The organism is Sneathiella sp., assembly GCF_041689005.1.
Taxonomy (GTDB): domain Bacteria; phylum Pseudomonadota; class Alphaproteobacteria; order Sneathiellales; family Sneathiellaceae; genus Sneathiella.
The window spans coordinates 1-26601 of record NZ_JBDNHC010000013.1 but is presented as its reverse complement, the minus strand read 5'-3'; the positions used below and the strand labels follow the sequence as shown (position 1 = coordinate 26601).

Annotated in this window: 26 protein-coding genes; 13 read left to right on the top strand and 13 right to left on the bottom strand. The window is 58.5% G+C overall.

What is annotated here, in order from left to right; all coding sequences use genetic code 11:
* Window positions 1–91: 91 nt before the first annotated feature.
* The 8 genes from ACESNI_RS01370 (at window position 92) to ACESNI_RS01335 (ending at window position 8941) form a co-directional block, all read left to right on the top strand.
* Window positions 92–1207, top strand: a complete 1116-nt coding sequence (locus ACESNI_RS01370; RefSeq protein ID WP_373084244.1) for a Ppx/GppA phosphatase family protein — start codon at window positions 92–94, stop codon at window positions 1205–1207.
* Complete coding sequence (locus tag ACESNI_RS01365) at window positions 1204–1929, top strand: RlmE family RNA methyltransferase (protein WP_373084242.1); 726 nt, start codon at window positions 1204–1206, stop codon at window positions 1927–1929. The genes ACESNI_RS01370 and ACESNI_RS01365 overlap by 4 nt, the downstream gene beginning before the upstream one ends.
* A 261-nt stretch (window positions 1930–2190) precedes the next feature.
* Window positions 2191–3654 (top strand): IMP dehydrogenase, encoded by a 1464-nt coding sequence (gene guaB, locus ACESNI_RS01360; RefSeq protein WP_373084240.1) that lies wholly within the window; start codon window positions 2191–2193, stop codon window positions 3652–3654.
* Complete coding sequence (locus ACESNI_RS01355) at window positions 3651–4961, top strand: RsmB/NOP family class I SAM-dependent RNA methyltransferase (RefSeq protein WP_373084237.1); 1311 nt, start codon at window positions 3651–3653, stop codon at window positions 4959–4961. Before guaB ends, ACESNI_RS01355 begins: the two co-directional genes overlap by 4 nt.
* A 136-nt stretch (window positions 4962–5097) precedes the next feature.
* Window positions 5098–5583 (top strand): tetratricopeptide repeat protein, encoded by a 486-nt coding sequence (locus ACESNI_RS01350; RefSeq protein WP_373084234.1) that lies wholly within the window; start codon window positions 5098–5100, stop codon window positions 5581–5583.
* Between the two features lie 106 nt (window positions 5584–5689).
* Window positions 5690–7237, top strand: coding sequence for a glutamine-hydrolyzing GMP synthase (gene guaA, locus ACESNI_RS01345; RefSeq protein ID WP_373084231.1), 1548 nt, complete (start codon window positions 5690–5692; stop codon window positions 7235–7237).
* Between the two features lie 70 nt (window positions 7238–7307).
* A complete protein-coding gene (locus ACESNI_RS01340) occupies window positions 7308–8297 on the top strand; it encodes an alpha/beta hydrolase (protein ID WP_373084229.1) in 990 nt (329 codons plus the stop codon).
* 257 nt (window positions 8298–8554) lie between these two features.
* Entirely contained in the window at window positions 8555–8941 is a 387-nt protein-coding gene (locus tag ACESNI_RS01335; RefSeq protein WP_373084228.1) for an MAPEG family protein, read from the top strand.
* A 27-nt stretch (window positions 8942–8968) separates the two neighbouring features.
* Here ACESNI_RS01335 and ACESNI_RS01330 read toward each other — a convergent pair whose 3' ends face one another.
* From ACESNI_RS01330 to ACESNI_RS01320, 3 genes are all read right to left on the bottom strand, one after another.
* Window positions 8969–9148 (bottom strand): hypothetical protein, encoded by a 180-nt coding sequence (locus ACESNI_RS01330; RefSeq protein WP_373084227.1) that lies wholly within the window; start codon window positions 9146–9148, stop codon window positions 8969–8971.
* A 149-nt stretch (window positions 9149–9297) separates the two neighbouring features.
* Window positions 9298–10440 (bottom strand): peptidoglycan-binding protein, encoded by a 1143-nt coding sequence (locus ACESNI_RS01325; protein WP_373084226.1) that lies wholly within the window; start codon window positions 10438–10440, stop codon window positions 9298–9300.
* A gap of 817 nt (window positions 10441–11257) precedes the next feature.
* A complete protein-coding gene (locus tag ACESNI_RS01320) occupies window positions 11258–11431 on the bottom strand; it encodes a hypothetical protein (protein ID WP_373084224.1) in 174 nt (57 codons plus the stop codon).
* Between the two features lie 187 nt (window positions 11432–11618).
* Between ACESNI_RS01320 and ACESNI_RS01315 the strand changes: the two genes are divergently transcribed.
* From ACESNI_RS01315 to ACESNI_RS01295, 5 genes are all read left to right on the top strand, one after another.
* Window positions 11619–12266, top strand: coding sequence for a tetratricopeptide repeat protein (locus tag ACESNI_RS01315; RefSeq protein WP_373084222.1), 648 nt, complete (start codon window positions 11619–11621; stop codon window positions 12264–12266).
* 4 nt (window positions 12267–12270) lie between these two features.
* Complete coding sequence (locus tag ACESNI_RS01310; RefSeq protein ID WP_373084220.1) at window positions 12271–13638, top strand: PQQ-binding-like beta-propeller repeat protein; 1368 nt, start codon at window positions 12271–12273, stop codon at window positions 13636–13638.
* Window positions 13639–13643: 5 nt separating this feature from the next.
* The gene (gene der, locus ACESNI_RS01305) at window positions 13644–14981 is read left to right on the top strand and encodes a ribosome biogenesis GTPase Der (RefSeq protein ID WP_373084218.1); all 1338 of its coding nucleotides are present in this window, start codon (window positions 13644–13646) and stop codon (window positions 14979–14981) included.
* Between the two features lie 177 nt (window positions 14982–15158).
* Window positions 15159–15626: a hypothetical protein gene (locus ACESNI_RS01300; RefSeq protein WP_373084216.1), complete on the top strand. Its 468-nt coding sequence runs from the start codon at window positions 15159–15161 to the stop codon at window positions 15624–15626.
* Between the two features lie 69 nt (window positions 15627–15695).
* Entirely contained in the window at window positions 15696–16154 is a 459-nt protein-coding gene (locus ACESNI_RS01295) for a hypothetical protein (protein ID WP_373084214.1), read from the top strand.
* Window positions 16155–16318: 164 nt separating this feature from the next.
* Here the strand turns inward: ACESNI_RS01295 and ACESNI_RS01290 are convergent, their stop codons facing one another.
* The 10 genes from ACESNI_RS01290 to ACESNI_RS01245 all read right to left on the bottom strand — a co-directional run.
* Complete coding sequence (locus ACESNI_RS01290; RefSeq protein ID WP_373084212.1) at window positions 16319–17647, bottom strand: carotenoid oxygenase family protein; 1329 nt, start codon at window positions 17645–17647, stop codon at window positions 16319–16321.
* A complete protein-coding gene (locus ACESNI_RS01285; protein WP_373084210.1) occupies window positions 17647–18090 on the bottom strand; it encodes a MarR family winged helix-turn-helix transcriptional regulator in 444 nt (147 codons plus the stop codon). The genes ACESNI_RS01290 and ACESNI_RS01285 overlap by 1 nt, the downstream gene beginning before the upstream one ends.
* Before the next feature lie 109 nt (window positions 18091–18199).
* Window positions 18200–18898: an SDR family NAD(P)-dependent oxidoreductase gene (locus ACESNI_RS01280; RefSeq protein ID WP_373084208.1), complete on the bottom strand. Its 699-nt coding sequence runs from the start codon at window positions 18896–18898 to the stop codon at window positions 18200–18202.
* 37 nt (window positions 18899–18935) lie between these two features.
* The gene (gene purF, locus ACESNI_RS01275; RefSeq protein WP_373084205.1) at window positions 18936–20408 is read right to left on the bottom strand and encodes an amidophosphoribosyltransferase; all 1473 of its coding nucleotides are present in this window, start codon (window positions 20406–20408) and stop codon (window positions 18936–18938) included.
* A complete protein-coding gene (locus tag ACESNI_RS01270) occupies window positions 20405–21100 on the bottom strand; it encodes a CvpA family protein (RefSeq protein WP_373084202.1) in 696 nt (231 codons plus the stop codon). The genes purF and ACESNI_RS01270 overlap by 4 nt, the downstream gene beginning before the upstream one ends.
* A 20-nt stretch (window positions 21101–21120) precedes the next feature.
* The gene (radA, locus tag ACESNI_RS01265) at window positions 21121–22500 is read right to left on the bottom strand and encodes a DNA repair protein RadA (RefSeq protein WP_373084199.1); all 1380 of its coding nucleotides are present in this window, start codon (window positions 22498–22500) and stop codon (window positions 21121–21123) included.
* Between the two features lie 57 nt (window positions 22501–22557).
* Window positions 22558–23334 carry an ABC transporter ATP-binding protein gene (locus ACESNI_RS01260; protein WP_373084196.1) on the bottom strand — a complete coding sequence of 259 codons (777 nt, stop codon included), beginning with the start codon at window positions 23332–23334 and terminating at the stop codon, window positions 22558–22560.
* A gap of 7 nt (window positions 23335–23341) precedes the next feature.
* Window positions 23342–24118, bottom strand: a complete 777-nt coding sequence (locus tag ACESNI_RS01255) for an MlaE family ABC transporter permease (RefSeq protein WP_373084193.1) — start codon at window positions 24116–24118, stop codon at window positions 23342–23344.
* Between the two features lie 3 nt (window positions 24119–24121).
* Window positions 24122–25234 (bottom strand): alanine racemase, encoded by a 1113-nt coding sequence (alr, locus tag ACESNI_RS01250; RefSeq protein WP_373084190.1) that lies wholly within the window; start codon window positions 25232–25234, stop codon window positions 24122–24124.
* 26 nt (window positions 25235–25260) lie between these two features.
* Window positions 25261–26601, bottom strand: a 1341-nt coding sequence (locus tag ACESNI_RS01245) for a replicative DNA helicase (protein WP_373084188.1), incomplete at its 5' end; no start/stop codon positions are given.

Here is a 26601-nt window from a genome sequence, read left to right as displayed (position 1 = left end):
TCTAAAAATAGTTATGAACCTTCGCCCTGAAAACTGTTACTGTTATATGAACGGCTAAAATGCCATATTTTTTACCTGGAGGTAGCCCTGGGTGGCAACATCAGAAGACCCGCATTGGGGGAAAGAGGACCGCAGAAGATATCGGAGCAAACACCGCAGCACAAGAGGACGGCGCCCCCAAATTTTTGGCGCGTTGGATCTTGGCACCAATAACTGCCGGCTGCTGGTGGCAAAACCGCAAGGCAGCAGTTTCCGCGTCATCGATAGTTTCTCGCGCATCGTTCGCCTCGGCGAAGGGGTCAGCCTGTCGGGCAAACTGTCCGACGATGCCATGGAAAGAACCGTGGAGGCGCTCCGTATCTGTGCCGATAAAATGCGCCGCGCCGGGGTGACCCATATGCGCTGCGTGGCGACGGAAGTTTGTCGCAAGGCGGGGAACAGCATTGAATTCGTCGACCGTGTCAAAAGCGACTGCGGCATCGAACTTGATATCATCACCACGGCGGAGGAGGCGGCGCTCGCCGCGGATGGCTGTGAGCCCTTGATCGATTACCGCAACCGCCATGCGCTGGTGTTTGATATCGGCGGTGGCAGCACGGAGCTGGTATGGCTCGGCCTTGGCGGTAAGCGGAAGAGCGAGGTTCTGGGCTGGATGTCGATCCCTGTCGGCGTCGTCACCCTGACCGAGCGTCATGGCGGAATGACCCTCTCGGGGGCTGCCTATGCGGACATGATTGCCGATGTTGCCGTCCATGTGGACAAATTTGAGGCTGAACACGGCATTGCCGAACATATCCGCAGCGGTCGCGTCCAGATGATCGGCACCTCGGGCACGGTCACCACGCTTGCCGGGGTTCATTTCGGGCTTGAGCGTTATAACCGCCGCCGCGTCGACGGTGCCTGGCTGAATGCCCGGGCGATGCTGGATGTCTGCCGGCGTCTGGCGTCAAGCGATTACGAGACACGGGTGCAGGAGCCTTGCATTGGCGTCGAGCGCGCCGATCTGGTGGTTTCGGGCTGCGCCATTGTTGAGGCGATGCACAGCCGCTGGCCGGTGAAGACACTGCGGGTTGCCGATCGCGGCCTGCGCGAGGGATTGCTGCTCGGTATGATGCAGCGGACAAACCGGGGCCCGCAATCAAGCGCAGCAAACGGCGCAGCGGCTCCCTTGAAAGAAGAGACAGAAGGAACAAAAATCAGGTTATGAGTACTCGCAGCCCCAAACGGCCAGGTGGCCCCGACGCTAAATCAACCGAGATGACCGGGCGGCTCCTGCATACCAAGGTCAAGACGGCGCGGGGACGCAAGAATTCGTCCACCCTGTGGCTGGAACGGCAGTTGAACGACCCCTATGTGGCCGAGGCGCGGACCCGTGGCCTGCGCTCCCGCGCGGCGTTCAAGCTGATGCAGCTCGATGACCGCTACAAACTCCTGAAACCCGGTGACGCGGTGGTCGATCTCGGCGCCGCGCCGGGTGGCTGGACTCAGGTTGCGGTCGATCGTGTTGGCACTCTCAAGGGCAAGGGGCGGGTGCTCGCCGTTGATATTCTGGAGATGGAACCGGTGATGGGGGCTGAGATCATGCAGCTCGATTTCACCGAGGATGATGCCGACGTCAAGGTCAAGGCGGCGCTTGGCGGCGCGGCAAATGCGGTGATTTCCGATATGGCCGCCCCGACTACCGGCCATCGCCAGACGGATCATTTACGAATCGTCTTCATGTGCGATCTCGCGCTCGCCTTTGCTCTCGATGTGCTCGCCCCGAATGGCGTGTTTATCGCCAAGGTCCTGAAGGGCGGCACGGAGAACGACCTGCTGGAACAGATGAAAAAGAATTTCCGCACTGTCCGCCACGCCAAGCCAGAAGCCAGTCGCGCAGATTCGCGCGAAGCTTATGTGGTGGCGACAGGCTTTCGCGGCAAGGACTGAGGCCGGGGCAATGTGGCTTTCGCGGCTAATTGCTGCGCCGTTTCCGTCGTTTGAAACGCTTGAAAACGACAGGAAACAGCCACTCTGAATTTTTTTCCGGGATCAGCGATTTGACCCCTATGAATTTTGGAATCTGCCTGTATGATTGCGCGGCAATTCCCAAGATCAATCATCGACCGGTATTTCTTCGGTCGCGAGCAATTGATCATTACCAAATATTTGGAGCGGTGACGGTGTCCGGAAGCTTCTCCAGGAGTTGCCATGAATATTCGTGAAGCCTTTACTTTTGACGATGTGCTGCTGCAGCCAGCGGCCTCCGAGGTTCTGCCTGCCCAGGTTGATACCTCGACCCAGCTGACCCAGGAAATCCTGCTTGGCATTCCCCTGATTTCAAGCGCCATGGATACGGTGACCGAAGCGCCGATGGCGATTGCCATGGCGCAGGCGGGCGGTATTGGTGTTGTTCATAAAAATCTCAGCATCACCGAACAGGCCGATGAAGTGCGCCGGGTCAAGAAGTTCGAGGCCGGCATGGTCGTCAATCCGGTGACCATCTCCCCGGACGCGCCACTCTCCGAGGCGCTGTTCCTGATGCAGACCCATAAAATCTCCGGGATTCCCGTGACGATCCGCAAGAGCGGCAAGCTGGTCGGCATCCTGACCCATCGCGATGTCCGTTTTGCCACTGACACCCGCCAGCCGGTCAGCGAACTGATGACACGGGAAAATCTTGTGACCGTGCGCGAAATGGTGACCCAGGTTGAGGCCAAGCGCCTGCTGCACCGGGACCGGATTGAAAAGCTGCTGGTGGTTGATGACGACTATCGCTGTATCGGCCTGATTACGGTACGGGATATTGAGCGTTCGACCCTGTTTCCCAACGCCTCCAAGGACAGCCAGGGGCGACTGCGCGTTGCCGCCGCCGTCGGCATCGGCGATGACGGTTTTGCGCGGGCGGAAGCCCTGATCGCTTCGGAGGTCGATGTACTGATCGTCGATACCGCCCATGGCCATTCCAGCCGCGTGCTCGAGGCCGTGACCCGGATCAAGAAACTCAGCAATTCGACGCAGGTAATCGGCGGCAATGTCTCGACGGCGGCCGGAACGCTCGCGTTGATCGATGCCGGGGTCGATGCGGTGAAAATCGGGATCGGGCCGGGTTCTATCTGCACCACGCGAATTGTCGCCGGGGTCGGCACCCCGCAGCTGACCGCGATCATGGATGCGGCGGAAGCGGCCCAAAAGAGTGGTATTCCGGTGATTGCCGACGGCGGTATCAAGACCTCCGGTGACCTTGCCAAGGCACTGGCGGGCGGTGCCGGCTGCGCCATGATCGGCTCGCTTCTTGCCGGGACTGACGAAAGCCCCGGGGAAGCCTTCCTCTATCAGGGCCGGTCGTATAAATCCTATCGCGGCATGGGCTCGCTGGGCGCTATGGCCCGCGGCTCCGCTGATCGCTATTTCCAGGAAGAAGTCTCCGATAACCTGAAACTGGTCCCAGAAGGGGTCGAGGGCATGGTGCCCCATCGCGGCCCCGTCAATGCGGTCATTCACCAGCTTATCGGCGGCCTCAAGGCGGCCATGGGCTATACCGGTTCAAAGGATATCCTGACCTTGCAGAAAAATGCCGAGTTTGTCCGCATCACCAATGCGGGCCTGCGCGAAAGCCATGTCCATGATGTCTCGATCACCCGCGAGGCGCCCAATTACGGGCAAAACGGATGACCCCTGCTGCCCGGCTTGCCGCCGCCGCTGAACTGCTCCATGAAATCGAGGTCGCCGCGACCCCGGCGGAGCAGCATGTCTCGGCCTTTTTTCGTGCCCGTCGCTATGCCGGATCGAAGGATCGTCGCTGGATTACCGAATTTGTCTATCGCTGCCTGCGCCGCCTTGGCGAGCTCGACTGGGCAGTAACACGCTCTGGCGCCGAGCCGACCGCTCGTCTTGAAGCCCTGATGGCGCTGATCCTGTTCGAGGGAGTGACGCCGGAGGCCATCGCCGCCGACTATTTCGGCGGCACCCACGGCCTTGCCGGACTGGAGCCGGAGGAGCAGGCGGTGCTGACGGCGGCGGCAAGTCTCGATCTTGCCGATATGCCGGTTGAGGCCGCTGGGAATTTTCCGAAATGGATCGCGGACAAGCTGGCCGAAGAATACGGCGCGGCTGCGCCTGCGGTCATGGCCGCCTATCAGGGGCGGGGCCCGGTGACGCTCCGGGTTAATCGCCTCAAGGCAACCCGCGATGATATTCTTGCCATCCTTGCCGATGAGGGGATCGAGGCGGCGCCGACGGCGCTCTCGCCCGATGGGATTACCCTTGAAAGCCGCATTAACCTCAGCCGCCATATTTTGCGTGAAAGCGGCCGGATCGAGCTACAGGACGAGGCCGCGCAGATTTCCGCCCGCTTAGCCGATGCCGCCGTCGGGATGCAGGTGATTGATTTCTGTGCCGGATCCGGCGGCAAGAGCCTCGCCATGGCGGCGGGCATGAATTACGACGGGCAGATCCACGCCCTTGATACGGACGCAAAACGCATGCGCGACCTGGCAAAACGGGCAAACCGGGCTGGCGTTGAGCTGATCGCGCCGCTGCTTCTCCATGAGGACGAGCGTGATGATGAGCTGCTTGGCCAGCTGGCGGGCAGCGCCGATCGCGTGTTTGTCGATGCCCCCTGTTCGGGCGCGGGCACTTGGCGGCGGCAGCCGGACCAGAAATGGAAACTCACCCCGGAACGCCTGGAAGAGCTCTGCGCGTTGCAACGGCATATCCTTGGCCGCGCCGCGCCGCTGGTCGTCCCCGGCGGGCGGCTGATCTACGCGACCTGCTCGATCCTGCGAGAGGAGAACCAGGCGCAAGTTGATGATTTCTTGTCCTCCCATCCGGACTTTCATCTTGTGCCCGTCTCCGCTCTTTGGGCGGAAGTCGGGCTTGATGGGCGCTATGAGGGCGATTGCCTTGCACTGACCCCCGCCGATCACGGCACCGACGGTTTCTTCACCGCCGTCCTTGAAAAGGCCGACCCGGCACAATAAATATCACGGGTGGTGTTGGCCATCACATAAAACCGGGAAAACGGGGCTTTGATTTTAAAGGCCGCTATGGTCTGCTAACGGGATCAGGGGCTTAGGGGCAAAACCCGGTCCGCTCAAAAGGGAGAGACGTCTTAACATGATTATTCGTAAAATACTTGTCGCCTTGTTTACCTTGGTGGCGTCGCATTTCCTGACCGCGCAGATCGTTTTCGCCATGGGCGGATCGAGCAACACGGCGAGCGAGGAAGCTGCCCCGCCGAGCCCTGATTTCGCCACCGGCAAGGCCGCCATCGACGCCCAGCAATGGGACGCCGCCATTGCTGCCTTCACCAAGGTCACCGTGGCCGAGCCGCAGAATGCCGATGCCTATAACTACCTCGGCTATGCCAATCGCAAGCTGAAAAACTATGATGCGGCGTTTGAGAATTACAACATGGCCCTCAAAATCAACCCCGAGCATCGCGGCGCCAATGAATATATCGGCGAAGCCTATCTGCAGACCGGTAATCTTGCGAAGGCGGAGGAACATCTGGTGAAGCTGGACGCGATCTGCTTCTTCGGCTGCCCCGAATATACCATGCTGAAACGCGCGGTCGCGGACTATAAATCGGGGCAAAGCTGATCGCGCACCACGGGGCAGGGCGGTAAGTCCTGCTCGCCCACGTGAAAGCGCGCTGCGCCTCATAAACAGGCTGGACAGATATCGGCAATATGTCTAAACCCCGTTTATGAAAAACAGCATTCTGATCATCGACTTTGGCAGTCAGGTCACCCAGCTGATCGCACGGCGCGTGCGCGAGGCCGGGGTGTATAGTGAAATCATTCCCTTCAACTCGGCTGAAGACAAGCTGAAAAACTTTTCGCCGGACGGCATTATCCTGTCCGGCGGGCCCGCGTCCGTCATGAGCGCCGAGACCCCGCGGGCGCCGAAGGGCGTGTTCGAGATGGGCATTCCCGTTCTTGGCATCTGCTACGGCCAGCAAACCATGTGCGCGCAGCTCGGCGGCAAGATTGAGGCCCCGGACCATCGCGAGTTTGGCCGGGCCACGCTTGATGTCGTCGCCCCTTGCGACCTGTTCAACGGGGTGTGGGAGCCGGGCGCCCGCGATCAGGTCTGGATGAGCCATGGCGATCACGTGGTTGAGATTCCGTCGGGCTTTTCCGTCGTTGCTACCTCACAAGGTGCACCGTTTGCCGCCATCGCCGATGACGCCCGGAAATTCTACGGCGTGCAGTTCCACCCCGAGGTCATGCATACCCCGCGCGGGGCCGCACTTATCTCTAATTTTGTCCATAAAATCTGTGGGCTTACGGGCGACTGGACCATGGCCGCCTTCAAGGATCAGGCGATTGCCGCGATCCGCGAGAAGGTCGGCGACGCCAAGGTTATCTGTGGTCTTTCCGGCGGCGTCGACAGCTCCGTTGTGGCCGTCCTGCTGCATGAGGCGATCGGCGACCAGCTGACCTGCGTCTATGTCGATAATGGCCTGATGCGGGCCGGAGAATCGGAGCAGGTGGTGCGCGTCTTTCAGGGGAAATACAATATCCCGCTGATCCATCGCGACGCCTCCGACCTGTTCCTGGACGCGCTTGCGGGGGTCGAGGACCCTGAAACAAAACGCAAGATCATCGGTGGCATTTTTATCGATGTCTTCGATGAGGAGGCGGGCAAGGTCGGCGGCGCCAAGTTCCTCGCGCAAGGAACGCTCTATCCCGATGTGATCGAGAGCGTCTCGTTTGCGGGCGGACCCAGCGTCACCATCAAGTCCCATCATAATGTCGGCGGCCTGCCCGAGCGGATGAATTTGAAACTGGTGGAACCGTTACGCGAGCTGTTCAAGGACGAGGTCCGCGATTTGGGGCGCGAGCTTGGCATGGCCTCCGAGCTGGTCGACCGTCATCCCTTTCCGGGGCCGGGGCTTGCCATCCGCGTGCCCGGCGCCGTTAGCCGCGAACGGCTCGAAATCCTCCGCAAAGCCGATACCATCTATCTTGATGAAATCCGCAAGGCCGGGCTTTACGACGAGATCTGGCAGGCCTTCGCCGTGCTACTGCCGGTCCGCACCGTTGGCGTCATGGGCGATAACCGCACCTATGAATATGTCTGCGCGCTCCGTGCCGTCACTTCGACCGACGGTATGACCGCCGATTATTACCCTTTTGCGCATGATTTCCTCGGTCACGTCTCGACCCGGATCATCAATGAGGTCAAGGGCATCAACCGCGTCGTCTATGACACCACCTCCAAACCCCCCGGCACCATCGAGTGGGAATAAGGGACCGGGACAAAGTAGGCGGCATGACCGACCTGCCGGTTTGCACGAGATCAATTATTCGGAGTCCATCATGATCTTAAAGCTGGCGTTGTTCATCGCTGTTTCCGTTGCCATCTATTTCGCGATTGCCCTGGCCCTGATATTTTCGCAGTCCAGCGAAGCGCGGGTTGCCAATGGTGGTCTGGATTTTTCACGCCAGTTGCAGCGTGGAACGGACAGCCCGCAGCCGTTGCAATCCTACAGGGCCTCCGATGGGCAGGAGCTATTTTTTCGCCGATATGAGTCTCGGAAAGAGGGCGCACCCTTGCTGGTGCTCGTGCACGGATCGGGCTGGCATGGGCTGGCCTTTGATCAACTGGCGAGATCGCTGGCCGCCAAAGAGGTCGCCGATGTCATCGTTCCGGATTTGCGAGGTCACGGGGTTGCGCCGGCCCATCGCGGAGATATCGCGTATACCGGCCAGCTGGAAGACGACCTGCATGACCTGATTAAAGCGGAGAGAAAGTCAAACCAGAAAGTCGCCTTGGGCGGCCATTCGTCCGGGGGCGGGCTGGTCATCCGCTTCGCCGGGGGCGAACATGCCGCGGACATTGACGGTGCTATCCTGCTCGCGCCGTTCCTGAAATATAACGCGCCCACGACGCGCCAGAATTCAGGGGGCTGGGCAACGGCGCTGACGCGCCGGATAATCGGGCTTTCAATGCTTAATAAAATCGGCATAACGGCACTGAACTATCTACCGATAATCGACTTCGCCTTTCCAGACGCGGTGCTTGACGGTCCGCTGGGCCAGACGGTAACGCGCAGTTATTCATTTCGCCTGAACCAGTCCTTGGCTCCACGGAGTGACTATCTCAAGGATATCTCCCGGCTGCCGCCGTTTATTCTGATCGCGGGGAAAGAGGACGAAGCCTTTATCGCAGAGCTATATGAACCAACCATCAGTGCGGTGACGGCCAAAGGGGAGTATGTTCTGCTAGAGGGGGTCTCTCACCTCGACGTTATGTATGATCCACAGACAGCAAAAAGTATCGCGGATTTCCTGTCACGGGGGTTTTAACGGAGTAAATACGCGGCCCTCCCGGCATAGCGCCACCTGCTCCAGCACGATCAAATGGGATTGGTCCCGCCTTTTCCTTTACTAATAACATATGATTTTACCGCGTGTAGTTGCCGGAGACAGGGTTGAAATATCGCCTGGAAGTAGAGGCCTGCTGACTGATTTCGGCGGTCATTGTTAGTTTGCCATTATTCAGAGACCCATGTAACATCCGGCAGCTGATATGTGTCGTCGGATAGAAAAACAGGAACACCATCATGCATATAACGATTACACCGATTTTTGCGGCAATTCTGGCACTGATCTTCGTGGGTCTCAGCATGCGTGTGGCGGGGTTCCGGCGACGGGAAAAGATTGCCGTTGGCGATGGCGGGAATGCGATGCTGCAACGGGCCATCCGGGCGCATGGAAATTTTATAGAATATGTGCCTATTGCCCTCCTGATACTAGCGTTCCTGGAAATGCGCAACGTGGGCATTTACGTCATGATTATCCTCGGCGCGCTTCTGCTGGTGGGCCGCTGCAGTCATGCCTACGGGATCAGCAATCCCGACGAAACCTACACCTTCAGGATAGTTGGCATAATCCTCACGTTTATCGTGATTGGTGTCGGCTCCCTCTGGTTGCTCCTGACCTATCTCTGAGCGGAAGAGGGACGGCCTGCCCCGGCCTCAATGACTGATTTCGGAGCGGAGGGTGTTCCGGCTCTGCTCGATCTCGTCGCGGATCCTGTCGGCGATATCATGCCAGCCAAACTGCGTCGCCGCATGAAAAGCCTGTTGCAGCCCACGGGTCTCAATCAGGTTTCGGGCAATCGCGCGCTTCTGCTTGTCCAGTGTCGGGTCGGCCATAGTCTCTATTTTCCTATCAGGTTAGAGAGCGTGGATATGACCATATAATGAGGCGAAAATGTGAAGCGAGCGTAAAGATTTGGCAGCATCTTTGCGTTCTGTTGCTGTTGGGCCTCGCCCGGCTTTGTTGGATCCTGTAAACATCTCTATCACGGGGTGCATTGCCCCCATGCCTGGCCCCTGACCCAGTTTAACGCTTGCGATCCGGTGGGGCTGTCCGGTTTCATCCAGAGGGTTGCCGCCGCATCGCTGACGCAGCGGCAATAGTTCTCATTATCCTTCTCGTAAGCGGGGTTATTTCCGCCCATACAGAAGGTAAACTCAGTCTCGCGAATGCCGTCCGGCCGTCGGCAAGCATGCGTGCGGGTCAATTCAAACTGGACCTTGGTCACGAGGTCCCCTTGCGTCTTGCTGTCCCAGCCATCGCGGTTTTGTATATAGGCATATTTCTGCCTGTTCTGCTCTAGGCGCTCCTCGTAATTCTTGAGGCGCTCCTTCTTCATCTCGTCTGTGTATTGCGAAGTGGCTTTGATCTTGTCGATGGAATTGTTCAGGCTCTTCTGGTTCGCGTCGATATCGGCGAGCCATTGTTTTTGCACATCCGGCGCCATTTCGTCGGTTTTCTCGCCGAAACAGCCGCAGGAATAATAAATTTGGACGGCTTCTTGCTGGCAATTCACATAGGCTAACTGTCCCACCGTTGAGAGAATGGCTATCAGGGTCGCTTCGTCTTTTTCCACATAGGGTTCTGTGACAGCGGTTTTTACTTCCTTTTCCGTTTCGGGCGGAGCGGGGGCGTCGTCAGTTTTGATGAGGGGGGGATTCGGCTGTTCGGAGGTCGCGGTTGTTCCTGGGGTTGGCGTGGCCTTCAGGGCGGTCTCAAGGGCGCGGGTGACCGCGCCGTCCGCTGTCAGGCCATGGGCGGACTGAAAGGCCATGATCGCCTTTTTCGTATTCGGGCCATAGATGCCATCGATCTTGACGCTGTAGTCGAGCCGTTTCAATTCCGTCTGGACGGACCTGACAAGGGCAGGGGACATCTCCGGGGGCGTTCCGCCTACCGACTTTCCTCTCTCTTGTTCGTCTGCATCGGTGGAAGACGTCTCCTCTGATCCTGTGTCTGTTAGGGCTTTCCCGACCTTTTTGGTAAGCTCCACGGCTGTCTTGCCGATCGCCCGCGCCGCATCTGCCGTAGCGTCTTTCACCTCGTCAAACCATCCGGCCGAGGCATTGCCGGTGATGAAAAGGGTGATGAATAAAATGAGGCTTAACCTGAGGAGTTTTTCAGGCACGGTTGATCCTGTATTTTTATTTAGGCGTTGGTGCGGCGGCGGCTTTGCTGCTGCTGGATTTTATCTCATCTAATTTTCATATACAAAAACAGAGATGTAAAGAAGTTATTCGGACGTTTCGCACTGGGCCTGTAATCGGGGCCTGATCCGCGAGAGAAAGCTTGTATATGAGATAAATATGTGATAGACTCCTTGTGTTAGATGAAATTGGATTTAACTGCCGCTTCTTCCCGCGATTTCGGGAAATCTTATGGAGGTAAAGGACAGATTGGATACCAGTTTCCCAACATATATAGCGAAGTCAGTGGCCCTGAAACCGGACATGAGTCGGGCAGCAGGGGCCTCCGGAATTGGGACGAATTTTACGGGACGCTAACGTGAATTGCGCCTTGCGGATAATCAGGAAGTCCTGTGCCGGGTATTAGAAATTGACATCGTAAAACCGGGGCGGACCGGGTGAGGCGAAGTGCTCACAACCGTTTCCTCTTCGGTTAGGTGACGCCCAGGTGAAACCCCTCGGACGAAATTTGCCGCGCCCTTATCAGAATCAAGATTTAGACCTCCTCACCTGAGGGGGCGGTTGTCATGAGGGAGTGGGACTGTCCGCCGCGTTTTACCGATCGGAACTGCTTCGTCGCCCGGAGCCGGAAATTTTGGCCGGGGTCGGGTGGGCGAGAGCAAAATCCACGTTACCACCTCGATCATTATCCCGGATTAGACGGGAGATGATCGAAATTCCCTCCATAGAGGACCGCTCCGGAGAGTTCGCTCGCGCCGGTCCTGGATTGTCGCTCCCTCAAGTTCAGTCCGGGCAGGTTCAGCCGAAGACCCTGTAGAGGAGAGCGATGACCTCCGCCACCGCCAGCCAGAGGGCGATGTTGCGGAGCAGCGTTCCCTTGCCCGTTCGTTTTGAGTAGTAGAGGAAGCCCGGAACCACCAGTCCCAGAACCATGATTGACGCGACGAGCTGTAAAATTTGGCCTTCTGTCATGTTCCCGGTCTCCGTCTCTCGCATAAAATTGCCGATATCGGGCAGGTATTTCCCCTCTGGACCGGTTAAAAATACGAAAACAGGGCCTGTGGGGTCAAATAATGTTCTTAAAGCGAGACAACATTTGCGTAAAGGTCGCGGGCAGTTTAATTTGGCGGCTGGATTTTGAGTGACACTGGAGTTTTTTGTGGCCGATATTTTTAACGAGGTGGACGAAGATGTCCGCAAAGACAAATCGCTGGCGCTGTGGAATGCCTATGGCAAATATATTATTGCGCTCGCGGTGTTGATCGTTGTCGTGACGGCGGCCTTTGTAGGCTGGGAAAAATACCAGGAAAGCCAGTCACAGGCCGAGGGCGCCCAGTTCGAGGCGGCGGCGGCGCTGATGACAGAGAAGAAATACGACGACGCGGCGGAGGCCTTTTCTGCCCTCGCCGAAGACGGGAATTCCGGCTACCGGCCGCTCGCCAGCCTGCGCGAGGCGGCGGCCCTGATCGCGGCTGGACAAGGGGCTGAAGCGCTTGAAATTTATGACAGCCTCGCCGGTGATGACGATGTCGCCTCTGAATTCTCAACCCTCGCCGATCTGCTCGCCGGATATTACCTGCTGAATAACGGCACGGCGGAGGAGACGCGGGCGCGGGCCGAGAAGATTTCCGAGCCCGGCGGCATTTGGAGCGCCGCGGCCAATGAACTGATCGCACTCACCTACCTGAAGGACGGCAACAAGGACAAGGCGCGGGAGATCCTGACCACGCTTGAAAACGATGCCGACGTGCCCAAGGATATCAAGGGCCGGGTGAGCCAGTTACTGGCAGCGCTCGGCGGTGAGTAATTTCATGCAGAATGACGGCATCGAAACGCGGGGCAGGAGGGGCGCAAAAACATGGCGCGGCGTTCGCAGAACGCCGGGTCTTATCCTGATTACGGCCAGCCTCGCGGGCTGCTCCTGGTTCGGGAAGTCGGAGGGACCGCCGCTGCCCGGGGATCGTGTTTCCATTCTCTCCCTCGAACAGACACTGGAGGCCGATGCGGGCCTTGCCGATCTCGATGTGCGTCTCCCGGCGCCCTATGAGAATATCAACTGGCCGCAGGCGGGCGGCGTCCCCTCCCATGCAATGCATCACCTCGCGCTCGGTGATGAGTTGAAGGAGGTCTGGCGGGTCTCCATCGGGGATGGCTCGGATGACGAGAACCGTATGTTCTCCTCCCCGATAATCGCCGAGGGCAAGGTCTACACACTGGATGCGAGCGCCACCGTCACCGCCTTTCAAGCCGAGGACGGCAAGGAACTCTGGTCCCGCGACCTGACACCGGAAGATGAGGACGAGGGCGACATCGGCGGCGGGCTGTCCTATGAATATGGTCATGTCTATGCCACCACGTCCTACGGCGACGTCGTCGCTCTCGATGGCGCGTCGGGGGAAGTCGTCTGGAAAACGAATCTCGGGGTGCCGCTCCGCGCCGCGCCGACGATCGCCGAGAATCAGGTGTTCGTCATCACCTTCGATAGTCGCATTTTCGCGCTCAATGCGAAAACCGGGGCCATCAACTGGAATTTCGAGGGCGGGGTCGAGACCACCGGCCTGCTCGGGGCGGCAAGTCCGGCCTATGGCAACAGCACCGTGGTCGTCCCGTTTTCGAGCGGCGAGATTTTTGCCCTGCGTGCCGCCAACGGCCAGCAAGCCTGGAGCGAGCAACTGGTCCGCCGCCGCTATTACAGCTCGCTCACTTCGCTTACCGATATCAATGCCTTTCCGGTGATTGATCGCGGTATTGTCTATGCCGCCAGCTATTCGGGGCGCATGGCCGCCGTCGATCTGCGCTCGGGCAACCGGATCTGGGATCGCGAGATTTCAACCCTGCAGACGCCGTGGATTGCCGGTGAATTCCTCTATGTGATTTCAACCGACGGCGAACTGGTCTGCATGTCGCGGCGCAACGGGCTGATCCGCTGGGTGCGGGCACTCGGCAAATTCGACGATCCGGAGGAGAAATCCGGCCTTATTCTCTGGTCCGGCCCCATCCTTGCGAGTGATCGTTTGATTTTAGTCTCCAATTACGGTATTGCGGTGTCTGTTTCCCCCTATGACGGTTCCATACTCGGGACGATCGATCTTGCCGATACGGCGTCGATCCCTCCGGTTGTCGCGGGAAACACCCTTTATATCTTAACGGACGATGCCGAGCTTGTGGCATTACGCTGAATTAAATGTCGTTTACTGTTGCCATTATCGGCCGGCCCAACGTCGGCAAGTCTACGCTGTTCAACCGGTTGGTGGGCAAGCGGCTGGCGCTTGTCGATGACACGCCGGGGGTCACTCGTGACCGGCGCGAGGGCGACGGCCGCATCAGCTCGCTGAAATTCAAGGTGATCGACACGGCGGGGCTGGAAGAAAGCTTTGATGACAGCCTTGAGGGGCGGATGCGGCGACAGACGGAAATCGCGTTGGAAGACGCGGATGTCGCCCTGATGCTGATCGATGCACGGTCCGGCGTCACCCCACTCGACAAGCATTTCGCCAACTGGCTGCGCAAAATCAAGATCCCGGTCATCCTCGCCGCCAATAAATGCGAGGGCAAAAGCGGCCTTCCCGGCCTGATGGAGAGCTACGCGCTCGGTCTCGGCGATCCAATCTCGTTATCGGCGGAGCATGGCGAGGGCCTGAGCGAGCTGTTTGACGCCTTGCTCCCGTTCGAAAAAGACGAGGATGACGAGGGCGAGAACGGCCCCGAAAAACCGTTACAGCTTGCCATTGTCGGCCGTCCCAACGCCGGAAAATCAACGCTGGTCAATACCCTGATCGGTGCTGAGCGGATGCTCACCGGTCCCGAGGCCGGGGTCACCCGCGATTCCATCGCCATCGAATGGGATTTTAACGGCCGTCCGATCAAGCTCGTCGATACCGCCGGGCTTCGGCGCAAGTCGCGGGTTCAGAAAAAGCTTGAAAAGCTCTCGGTTGCCGACAGTATGCGCGTCATCCAGATGGCCGAGGTTGTTGTCCTGATGATCGATGCGACGGAGAGTTTCGACAAGCAGGACCTGACCATCGCGTCCCATGTGATCGAGGAGGGACGCGCCCTCGTCATCGCCGTCAATAAATGGGATGCCGTCACCGACCGCGCCGCGGCGCTCAAGGCGATCCACGGCCGGCTCTTGATTTCGCTGCCGCAGGTGCGCGGCGTGCCGGTCATCACCCTGTCGGCGATCTCGGGGCGCGGGGTTGAAAAACTGCTGCCCAAGGTTATCGAGATTTACGACCTCTGGAACACGCGCGTCCCGACCTCCCGGCTTAATCGCTGGCTTGAGATCATGCTGGAGCAGCATCCGCCGCCCATGGCCAAGGGTCGCCGCCTGAAGGTCCGCTACATCACCCAAGTAAAGGCCCGCCCGCCAACCTTCTCGCTGTTCATGTCGGCGCGCGGGGAACTGCCAGACAGCTATTTACGCTATCTGGTCAATGGCTTGCGCGAAGATTTTAAGCTTCCCGCCGTCCCCATCCGCATTTTCCCGAGGACGGGGAAAAATCCGTATGCGGATAAGAAGTAGGGGACCTTTTGTCCGACTATTTATGTTTCCTTGCCTGATTAGTAATGGACTACCTTTTGATTGCTTATCTTCCCTGACGCGCTAGTAAATATTTTCTCTAATTCAATCGCTGAGGTTGACAATTAGAGAAATATAATATTTTATTCGCAACTTATGAGAAATACTGGGGGGAATAAAATGATTGCATTCGGGAAATTCGTATTTCTGGGCGCTTTGTCGGTAGCATCGCTTTCCGCATGTCAAACAACACAAAGTGGCGCAGAAAAAACATCAAATCTAGACTGCACCAATGCACAGCTTCCCGATATTAAAATAGTATCCCCCTCCGCCAATACGCCAAAGGATATCGCCCGCTTTTCCGGAGATTGGAGAGGTAAATGGGGGGGCAGTCTTTGCAGCCGACTTGCAATAGTAGAAGTTAGCTCCGATGGCACGGCTAAAGGCTATTATGCTTGGGGAAAGACTAATGATTATGATGCAGGCTTTTCAGAGATTGAAGCACAAATTGTAGGCGATGAACTAAAATTCGGTAAAAAGCTTTATTTTACTTTTAATTTTGAGAAGGGCGCAGATGACGTCCTGCTAGGTAAGGTGGTAACGCCAAGTTCAGGACGCGTCGATAGGATATCCATGGTTCGAAAATGAATAGTTAAATTTAAAAACCGAGCATAAATTGTAGAAGCTGAGCTGACAAAAATTTGGGGGGCGATATAGATGAAGTTAGTTTTAATAAAACTATTTGGGGCGGTGATTGCTTCTCTTCTCTTCCTTGCCGGTTGCCAGACAACCGATGCGGTTAGTGAAAAAAGTGCGCCTGCTGCCGTGGCGACAACACAAACGGTCACTCAGCCAGTTACCAGCACAAATCTTGAAAAGCCGATCGGGACTTGGGTTTGGGGAACTCAAATTGGCCCTTGCGAACTCCATATCAGTGCGATTGATGACAAAGGAGTCATCAGCGGGACATATACTCCAATATGGAACAAACAATGGACAAATACTTTTGGAAAAGATGGGGCAACGGCTGCCCTCAAAGATGGAACTATTTATATCACTTTGAGTTCAGGTTCGTCATTCAAGCTGGATAAATGGAATGACGAAGGTATGACCGGAGAATTTACCAATGTGAGGTCAAAAAACTCTGAAGACGTTATCTTCAAAAGAAAATCCTGAGGCATCTTAAGTATCGTTCGTTTTCTTCAGGTCTATCGTCCTATCCCCTAATCACAGTACAATTCGCATCCGATAGTACTGCATCGAGGAACATCTGCACCTTGTTTTTCGAAGGTAAAAGGATGTTTTTGTCTGCTGGATAATTTTCCTGTCATACAACAGCGCTACTCCGCCGCTATCCAGGCGCCATGGAAACCGGCGGGAATTCTGCGGTCCAGCGAGACGGTGGCGACGGGCGCGCGGGAGATATCCTGTGCATCCAGGATACGGATTTCACTGGTATCCGAAAATTTCCGGTAGACGCAGACAAGCAGCCAGCCATCATCTTCACTAGCCGCCCCCGGGCGCGGGACGAAAACGGGTTCGCCGTTCTGGTCGCCCGCCTCGATATGATGGTGCCGGGTTGTCCCGGATGTCAGGTCGTAGCGCGCGATCCCGCGGAATTCCTCGCGGGTCGGCTGCTCGATGGCATAGAGGTAGCGATTTTTCCGCCCGGTGTAGGTTTCATTGATGCGGGGGAGTTCAATATGGAGATCGCCGAGCGCCTGCTCCGCCACCCTGCCGCGCGGCATGTCAATTGTATATCGCCAGAGCACACCAAGGGGGTTGGGCAGGAACCCCTGTCCCGCCGGATCGAGCCTGAAATAGGATGGATAGCGCACGACATCGAGGATGATGGTGCCGTCCGGGGCATCATAGGCGTTGACAACATGCTGGATAAAGCAGGGCTCTATCTGTAGCCAGGTGATCTCGCCGCCGTGGCGGGGGATAAGGCCAAGCCGGGATTGGCGATCCTCGTGCCAGCGGATGGGAATCCGGTATCCCTGCCGCAACATCGAGAAGTCATAGGCCACGTTCAGGTCCATGAGGATGCTGTAGGTTTCGGTTATCGCCATGTCATGCGCCATGGCCGGGGCGGGCAGGGCGATTTCCATATCTACGGTCTTGTGGCCCGCGCCATCGATCACCCCATAGCGCAGCCATGGCTTGTTCCAGTCGGCGCGAAAGGTGATCAGTTCCTGGCCCACCGGGTCAATCTTGGGATGCGCGGTCATGCCGCCCGAGAACCCGCCCAGAACAGTCGAGGCGCCCAGTGTTTCCAACTCAGCGGTGACTTCAACGGGCTGTCCACCTTCCGACAGGGCAAGAACGGCGCCCGCGTGGCGGATGACGTTGATATTCGGGTTTGAATCGATCCTGTGTTCGACGGTCTCGGCGCCGAAGTGAGCGGCCCAGTTTTTGGTCCGGACCCAGCGGTTCCGATAGACGAGCGCCTTGCCATCCGCAAAACTGACGCTGTGCAGCATTGCCGCTTCCGGCCACCAGTCGAGCACGTCATTGCCAACAAACTGGCCGCTGTAGGGGTTGGGTCCGTTGCGAAGCAGGGCGCCCTTGAGGTCACGCGGAATCTCGCCGGTTACGGCGGGCTCCAGGCATTCAACCTCGTCAGACACCGGGGCAAATGCGCCCTTGTTCAGACTGGCTGCACTCATTATCTGTTTCCAAACTCAGTGAGGCGGTGCTGGAATTCGGTCAGTTTTGGCGAACTCAGGGAATTGACGGGAAGGTCCCTGAGGGCATCCCGCAGGATGGCTTGCGCATCCGCCAGCAGATCGCGTCCGGCGGGTGTTATGACGGCGAGGCTTTGGCGCGCATCGCGCTCGCTCCGCTCCGTCGTTACACAGCCAATCTTCTCCAGCGGTTTCAAGGCGCGGGTGACCGCAGAGGCGGTGAGGCCGACCCTGTTGGCGAGATCAATCCGGGGGCAACCCGTCGGATTAGCCTCCGATAACGCCATTAGAAGCCGGTATTCGCTGAAGCTGACGCCCTTCGTGCTGGAGAGAATGCGATCCAGTCGGCGCTCAAGCGCGGACGCCGTATCCAGAAACTGGAGGACGGTTTGTTCTGTGTGCGGGGCGAGGTCTGATGTTTTCATTCCTGCTTTATACATGAGCACTCAAGTATTATGCAAGTATTATTTTTCGGCTCTATCTTTGGATATAAAATCTATTGTTCAACTAGCGGTAATTCAGGTCTACAAAGGACTATCCCCTGATCACAGTCCCATTCGCATCGCTCAACACCGCATCAAGGAACATCTGCGCCCGGTCTTCGGGCGCCGGGTGGCTGGCGGGGTCTTCGCCGGGGTAGGCGATGGCGCGGAGGCGGGTGCGGGTCGGGCCGGGATCGATGAGGTTGACGCGGAGCCTTGTCTTGGTAACCTCGGCGGCGTAGGTCTTCACCAGCGCCTCCAGTGCTGCCTTACTGGCGGCATAGCCGCTCCAGAACTGCTTGGTCTCCTCTGCCGCGGCGGCGGTGACGAACAGGGCGCGGCCCGCCTCGCTCTGGCGCAAGAGCGGATCAAGGGTGCGGATCAGCCGCCAGTTGGCATGGACATTGAGCTTGAACATCTGGTCCCAAAGCTCGGGGATATATTGCTGCGTCGGCATCAGCTTGCCAACCATGCCCGCGTTGCCAACAAGGATATCCAGCTTCTTGAACCGTTCCAGCAGCGGCGCGGCGAGGCCGTCGATGGCCGCGGTGTCGAACAGGTCGAGCGGGACAAGGGTGGCGCTGCCGCCGGCATTCTGGATGTCGTCATCGACCTCCTCAAGCCCGCCGACGGTGCGGGCGACAAGAATGACATGGGCGCCCTCGGCGGCGAATTTCCGGGCGACGGCGGCGCCGATGCCGCGCGATGCGCCGGTTATCAGCGCCGTTTTATCTTTCAAGGTAAGGGACATACGGATCTCTACTGAAGTGATGGATTAATATTTGTGGCTAGTAGCATTCCGTGAGAAGGGTCAGTTCCTTCTCGGCGCCATTCTCGTGATCGGTCAGCTCGATCGGGTATTCGCCGGTGAAGCAGGCATCGCAATATTGCGGCTGCGCGGCATTTCGGCCCTCTTCGCCCATGGCGGTGTAAAGCCCGTCGATGGAGATGAAATTGAGGCTGTCGGCGCCGATGAACTTGCACATCTCTTTGAGGTCAAAGCGGGCGGCGAGCAGCTTGTTGCGGCTTGGCGTATCGACCCCGTAGAAACAGGAATAGGTGGTTGGCGGGCTGGCGATGCGCATATGCACCTCGGTCGCGCCAGCCTCGCGCACCATCTGCACGATCTTGGTCGAGGTGGTGCCGCGGACAATCGAATCATCGACAAGGATGACGCGCTTGCCGTTGATCAGGGCGCGGTTGGCGTTATGCTTGAGCTTGACGCCGAGATGGCGGATCTGGTCCGTCGGCTCGATAAAGGTGCGGCCGACATAATGATTGCGGATGATGCCGAGATCGAAGGGAATGCCGGATTCCGTTGAATAGCCGATGGCGGCGGGGGTGCCGCTGTCCGGCACCGGGATGATGAGGTCGGCATCGACCGGATTTTCAAGCGCGAGCTGGCGGCCGATCGCCTTTCTCACATCATAGACCGAGCGGCCCTCGACGACACTGTCGGGGCGCGAGAAATAGATATGCTCGAAGATGCAGAAGCGGCGCGGCGGATTGTTATAGGGGAAATGGCTGTTCACGCCACTGTCGTCGATGACCACGACCTCGCCCGGTTCGACATCGCGGATGAAATCGGCGCCGATGATATCGAGGGCGCAGGTCTCCGACGTCAGGATATAGGCGTTTTCCAGCTTGCCGAGGACGAGCGGGCGGACGCCGAAGGGGTCGCGCATGCCGATCAGCTTCTTGCCGGTCATGGCAACCAGCGAATAGGCGCCGACAATTTTTGACATGGCATCGATCATGCAATCGACAATGCGGGTTTTCTTGCTGTTGGCGACAAGATGGATGATGACCTCGGTATCCATGGTCGACTGGAAGATGCTGCCCTCCTGCACCAGTCGCCGGTGCAGGGTCGCGGCGTTGGTCAGGTTGCCGTTATGGGCAACCGCGAGCCCGCCGTTGGCGAGATCGGCGAAAATCGGCTGGACATTTCGAAGGACCGTACCGCCGGTGGTGGCATAGCGGTTATGGCCGAGGGCGGCCTCGCCCTTGAGGCTCTTGATCACTTCTTCCGACGAGAAGTTATCGCCGACCTTTCCCATCGCCTTGTGGCTGTGGAAATGGCGTCCGTCATGGCTGACGATGCCCGCCGCCTCCTGGCCGCGATGCTGGAGCGCATGCAGGCCGAGGGCGGCGAGGGCGGCCGCCTCCGGATGGCCGTAGATGCCGAACACGCCGCATTCCTCATGCAGCTTGTCGTCATCGAAAGGGTTGCAGATATCTCTGGTTGAGAGAGGGTTGGTCATTTGACTTTTTCCTGCGTACTCTTGGTAAGGTTTTCCATTTGCTGTCGCGCCTGATCGTCATAGCCCTTGTCGAGCGCCTTAACGGCATCATCGACCGTGTTTTTCACGCCGTCCTTCACGTTGTCGGGCAGATCGTCATATGACTTTTTCAGGCGGTCCACCGTGCCTTCGTCGCTTTCGCGCGCAATATTCAGGTTCTCCTGCATGTCGGGCGGCAGCAGCCGGGCGACAAATGCACCGCTCCCCGCGACGATGGGTAGCATTCTCGCCTCCAGCAGCCAGTCCGACCGATCGCTGCGTGGAATAAACTGGACAAAGATCAGCCACAGAATCCCAAGTAGCAGAAAGCCGCGGGCAATGCCGAAGAAAATCCCGAGCGAGCGATCCAGTGCGCCGAGGCTCGATGCCCTGACCCTGTCTGACAAGGCATGGCTGATATAGGACAAAATGACAAGGGATAGTATAAAAATAACGGCCCCGGTCAAAATATCTGCAATCAGCAGGTTCAAAATGAACTCGCGCGCGAACGGCTGGGCGATGGGAAACAGGTACAGGCTGATAAAGACCGCGCCGATCCACCCGGCCACCGACAGCGTCTCCTTCACGAAGCCACGGAAAAAGCCGAATACCGCCGAGATCAGGAGAATAACGAGGATAACGGCATCGGCACCTTGAATGGGTAAGTCTTCCATGGCCTGTACTCTCTACTTTCCTATACTGCCTGGGATACGGGTCTGGTCTCTGTGAACAGGCTGACGATTTCCCGTAAATGTCCGACTTCGATGATTTTCATCGGGCTGTCCTTGATCTTGCTGCCCGCCGGAATGACAGCGCATTTGAAACCGAGTTTGGCCGCTTCCTTTAGCCGGGCGTCGGTCTGGCCGACGGCACGGATTTCCCCGGACAGGCCAATTTCGCCAAAAAACAGGCTGCTTTCCGGCACCGGCACGTCGGAAATGGAGGAGACCAGCGCCGCGACCACGGCAAGGTCCGCCGCCGGTTCCTGCACGCGCAAGCCCCCGGCCACGTTGAGATACACTTCCTGCCCGGCGAAGGACAGCCCGCAGCGGGCATCAAGCACGGCGAGGATCATGGCAAGCCGGTTTGAATCCCAGCCGACCACGGCGCGGCGCGGTGTTGCCTGCGGTGTGGGGGCGACCAGCCCCTGAATCTCGACCAGTAGCGGGCGAGTTCCCTCCATCCCGGCGAACACCGAGGCGCCGCTGATCGCTTTGCCGGGATCACTGATGAACAGGGACGAGGGGTTGGCGACTTCCTGCAGGCCATGGTCGGTCATTTCGAATACGCCGATCTCGTCGGTGGCGCCGAAGCGATTCTTGACGGCGCGTAAAATCCGGAACTGATGGCCGCGGTCACCCTCGAAATAAAGCACCGTATCGACCATATGTTCCAGCACACGCGGGCCCGCGATCTGCCCGTCCTTGGTGACATGGCCGACGAGAATGACGCTGAGGCCGGTCTTGCGGGCGAGGCGGATCAGTTCCTGCGCACTCGCGCGGACCTGCGCCACCGTGCCGGGGGCGGAGGGGAGATTATCGGCAAAGACGGTCTGGATCGAATCGATGACCAGCAGCTTCGGGATCTTCGCCTTCTCGACGCTGGTGATGATATCGCGGAGCGAATTGGCCGAGGCGAGCTGCACCGGGGCATCGGCAAGGCCAAGCCGTCGTGCCCGCATGGCAATCTGCTGCGTCGCCTCCTCACCGGAGATATAGGTGCAGGCCTCTCCCGCCAGTGCCATTTTCGCCACCGCCTGTAGTAGCAGTGTTGACTTGCCGATGCCGGGATCGCCGCCGATCAGGATCGAGGAGCCGGGCACGAAGCCGCCGCCGAGAACGCGGTCCAGCTCGCCGATGCCGCTATGGCTTCGCTTGTGCTCGGTCCGGTCGGCATCGAGGGCGGTAAAGACGATCTCATGGCCCTTGCCGAGGGTCAGGCCGCTTGGCACCGCGGAGGCGGCGGCCTCCTGCAGGATCGAGTTCCATTCCCCGCAGGCGTCACAGTGGCCCTGCCATTTGCGGTATATCTCGCCGCAATTTTGACAGGTGAACTGTTCGCTCGATCGCGCCATTAATCGTCCTGTAGTTTTCCGTTGTCGGGGCCCTCCTGGTAAAATCCGGGGCACCGTCTATGGTTTCAAAATATCCAGTTCTATCGGCCCATCGACATCCCCGCGAACGAACTGTTCAACATAGGGGTTGCCGGAGGTTTCAATCTCCGTGGCCGGGCCGGACCAGACCACGCTCCCCTTATAGAGAAGTGCAATCCGATCCGCAATTTTTTGCGCGCTTTCCATGTCATGGGAAATGGTCAGCGTGGTCGCGCCAAGCGCCTTCGTGCAGTCGCGGATCAGGTTATCTATGACATCGCCCATGATCGGGTCAAGCCCGGTTGTCGGCTCGTCGAAAAAGATGATCTCCGGATCGGCGGCAATGGCGCGGGCGAGGCCGACGCGCTTCTGCATACCGATGGACAGCTCGGCCGGGGTCTTGTCCGCCAGGTCGGGTCCGAGACCGACAAGGCTGAGCTTCTGAATCGCTATTTCGCGGGCCTTGCGCCGCTTCATGCCATGGGCCTGGATCAGCCCGAAGGCAACATTCTCCCAGATTGTGAGACTGTCGAACAGCGCCGCATACTGGAACAGCATCCCGGTTTTCAGCAGAATTTTCTCGCGCACCTGAGAGGGTTGGCCGATCATCGGCTGGCCATCGATGAAAATTTCGCCGCTCTCCGGGGCGAGCAGGCCGAGAATACATTTCAGCATGACCGACTTGCCCGTGCCTGAGCCGCCGATCACCACCACCGATTCCCCGGCGGCGATGGACAGGTTCAGGTTGTCGAGGACAACCTTGGAGCCGAAGGACTTGCAGACGTTTTTCAACTCGATTTTCGGCGAGGCGGTCATCTGCACCCTAGTCTGTCAGCAGCACGGTGAGGAAATAATCGCTGATCAGGATAAGCACGAAGGAGGAGACAACCGCATTGGTGGTCGCCCGTCCGACCCCTTGTGCGCCGCCCGTCGAATGAAATCCGTGATAACATCCCATCAGTGAGACGATAAAGCCGAAAAATGCCGCCTTGATAAGTCCCGAGACAACGTCGTTGACTTCCAGGTACTGGAATGTGTTGTTGAGATAGGTGCTGGGGTTGAACCCGAGCTTTTCAGTTGACACCAGAAAGCCGCCGGAGACGCCGATGATGTCGGCGACCAGCACCAGGATGGGCAGGGTGATCATGCCCGCCAGCAGGCGCGGGGCGACAAGATACTTGAAGGGGTTGGTGGACAGCGTGACCAGCGCGTCGATCTGCTCGGTCACCCGCATGGTGCCGATCTCGGCGGCGATGGCGGCGCCGACACGCCCGGCGATCATCAGGCCGCTCAACACCGGGGCAAGCTCGCGGGTGAGGCCGATGACGACGATAGTGGCAACCGCGCTCTCAGCATTGAAGCGCGACGAGCCGATAAAGATTTGCAGGGCCAGCACCATGCCCGTAAACAGCGCCGTCATGCCGACGACGGGCAGCGAATAATACCCTATATTCATGAGCTGGCGGAGGAACAGGCGGAGGTAGAAGGGCGGGATGACGCAATGACGGATGCTCAGGCCCGTGAATTTCGTGATCCGTCCGACCGATGCCATGAAGGCGATAAAGACCCGTCCGATTGTGGCTAGAAAATTCCATTCCATCGATCAGACCGCCGGTTCCAGATAGTCCCGGTGATACCGGTGCCCAAGGGCGGTCAGGATTTCATAGGGAATCGTTCCGGCGCGGGCGGCAATCTCATCGAGCGGAACCGCGCCGCCTATAAGATCGACAAAGTCACCCGGGCGGCAGTCCGCCCGCGAGATTTTGCTGACATCGATTGTTATAATATCCATGGAAACGCGCCCTATCACCGGTATTTTTATGTCGTTTATTGCACATTCAGCCTTGTTGCCAAGGGCGCGAAAATAGCCGTCCGCATAGCCGACGGAAACCGTAGCGATCCGGCTCATGCCCTCTGTCCGGTATGTGGCACCATAGCCAACCGGAAATTGACTGTCAACGTCCTGAACTTGCAGGATTCTGGCGCGTAAACGCACGACTTCCTTCATCGGGTTCGGCGCGCGCGCGGACGGATTGCCGCCGAACAGCGCGATCCCCGGGCGAACCATGTCAAAGTGATAGTCAGGGCCCAGAAATATCCCGGCGGAATTGGCGAGGGAGACTGGCGTCTTCGCGAGGGTACCCGGCAGTAATGCCCTGAACCGATGAAGCTTTTCAAGCTGTTCGCGGTTAAGCGGATGGTCCGGCTCATCGGCGCAGGAAAGATGGCTCATGACATATTCGATCTCGATTCCATCGAGACGCGAGGGGTCAGCGCCGAGGGTGCGGATGTCCGGCTCCAGCATGCCGAGCCGCGTCATCCCGGTATCGAGATGGAGGAGGGCCGGGAGAGGCCCGTGGATTTTCGCATAGGCGGACCAGCGCCGGATGTCATCGAGGGAATTGAGGACCGGGTCGAGGCGATGCTCTGCATAGACCGCCTCGGTGCCGGGGAGGACTCCGGCGAGAATATTGATTTTGGCTTCGGGCAGGAGACGGCGGAGCGTGATTCCTTCCGCCGGCAAGGCGACGAAGAAGCGGCTGCACCCGGCGGCGGCAAGGGCAGGGCCGACCCGCTCGATCCCGAGACCATAGCCATTGGCCTTGACCGAAGCGGCGCAGTCGGCGGGCGCGGCCCGGTCGCGGAGTTGCCGGTAGTTATCCTGCAATGCGCCTAGGTCGATGGTGAGATATGCTCCGGCAAGGGTGCGGTCCATGGATGCTCTGTCTTTCAAGCTGGCCGTCAATGATGCTCGGGCAGATAGTCGTCGGAGACATAATCGCCAAACCGGGTGAATTCGGGCTTGAAATGCAGTTTGATGATGCCGATCGGGCCATGGCGCTGCTTGCCGATAATGACCTCCGCCAGGTTATGGATGCGGGCCATGCGTTCCTGCCAGTCAGCATGCTCGGGCGTGCCCTCGGAGGGCGCTTTTCGTTCCTCGTAATAGGCTTCGCGATAGACGAACATGACGACATCGGAATCCTGCTCGATCGAACCGGATTCACGCAAATCCGAGAGCTGCGGGCGCTTGTCGTCGCGGTTTTCCACCTGACGGCTGAGCTGGGAGAGGGCGATGACCGGGATATCCAGCTCCTTGGCGATGGCTTTCAGCCCTTGCGTCACTTCCGATATTTCCTGTACCCGGTTGTCGGTGCGCCGTCCCGATCCCTTCATCAGCTGCAGGTAATCGACGACGATCAGGCCGAGGCCGTTGCTGCGTTTGAGGCGGCGGGCGCGGGTGCGGAGCGCGGCGATGGAAAGCGCCGGGGTATCATCGATATAGAGCGGCAATTCCGACAGCATGGCGCTCTGCGGGACCAGCTTGTTGGCAAACTCATCGTCAGACAGGTCGCCGCGCCGGAGCTTTTCCGAGCTGATCTCGGTCGCCTCCGCGAGGATACGGCCGACCAGCTGCTCGGACGACATTTCCAGCGAGAAAAAGCCGACGACCGCGCCTTCCTTGCCACCGCTATTGCGATGGGCCTTGGCGGCGTTATAGGCGATGTTGGTGGCGAGGGAGGTTTTCCCCATGGACGGCCGGCCGGCAAGGATCAGCAGGTCGGACTTGTGCAGGCCGCCAAGCTTGGCATCCATGTCTTTCAGGCCCGTGGTTACGCCGACCAGATTGCCGTCGCGCTGAAACGCTTCCTCGATCGATTTGAGTGCCTCATTGACGGCGACGCGGACCGGTGTCAGCGCGCCTTCATGGGCGCCGTTCTCGGCAAGGCTGAATAGTTTCTGCTCGGCATTCTCGATCTGCGATTGCGACGTTTCCTCAAGGTCCGAATCATAGGCCGTATTGACGATATCCTCGCCGAGCAAAATAAGCTCGCGGCGCATGGCAAGGTCATAGATCAGCCGCCCGTAATTCTCGGCATTAATGATGGTCGTCGCCGACGCGGCAAGGCGCGCGAGATATTGCGAGCCGCCGATATCCGCGAGCGCGCTGTCATGATCGAAATAGGATTTGAGCGTGACCGGGTCAGCAATTTCGCCGCGCTCGATGAGGATGGTTGTCGCCTCATAGATGCGGGCATGGACGGCTTCAGCGAAATGTTCGGGCAGAAGGAAGCCTGAGAC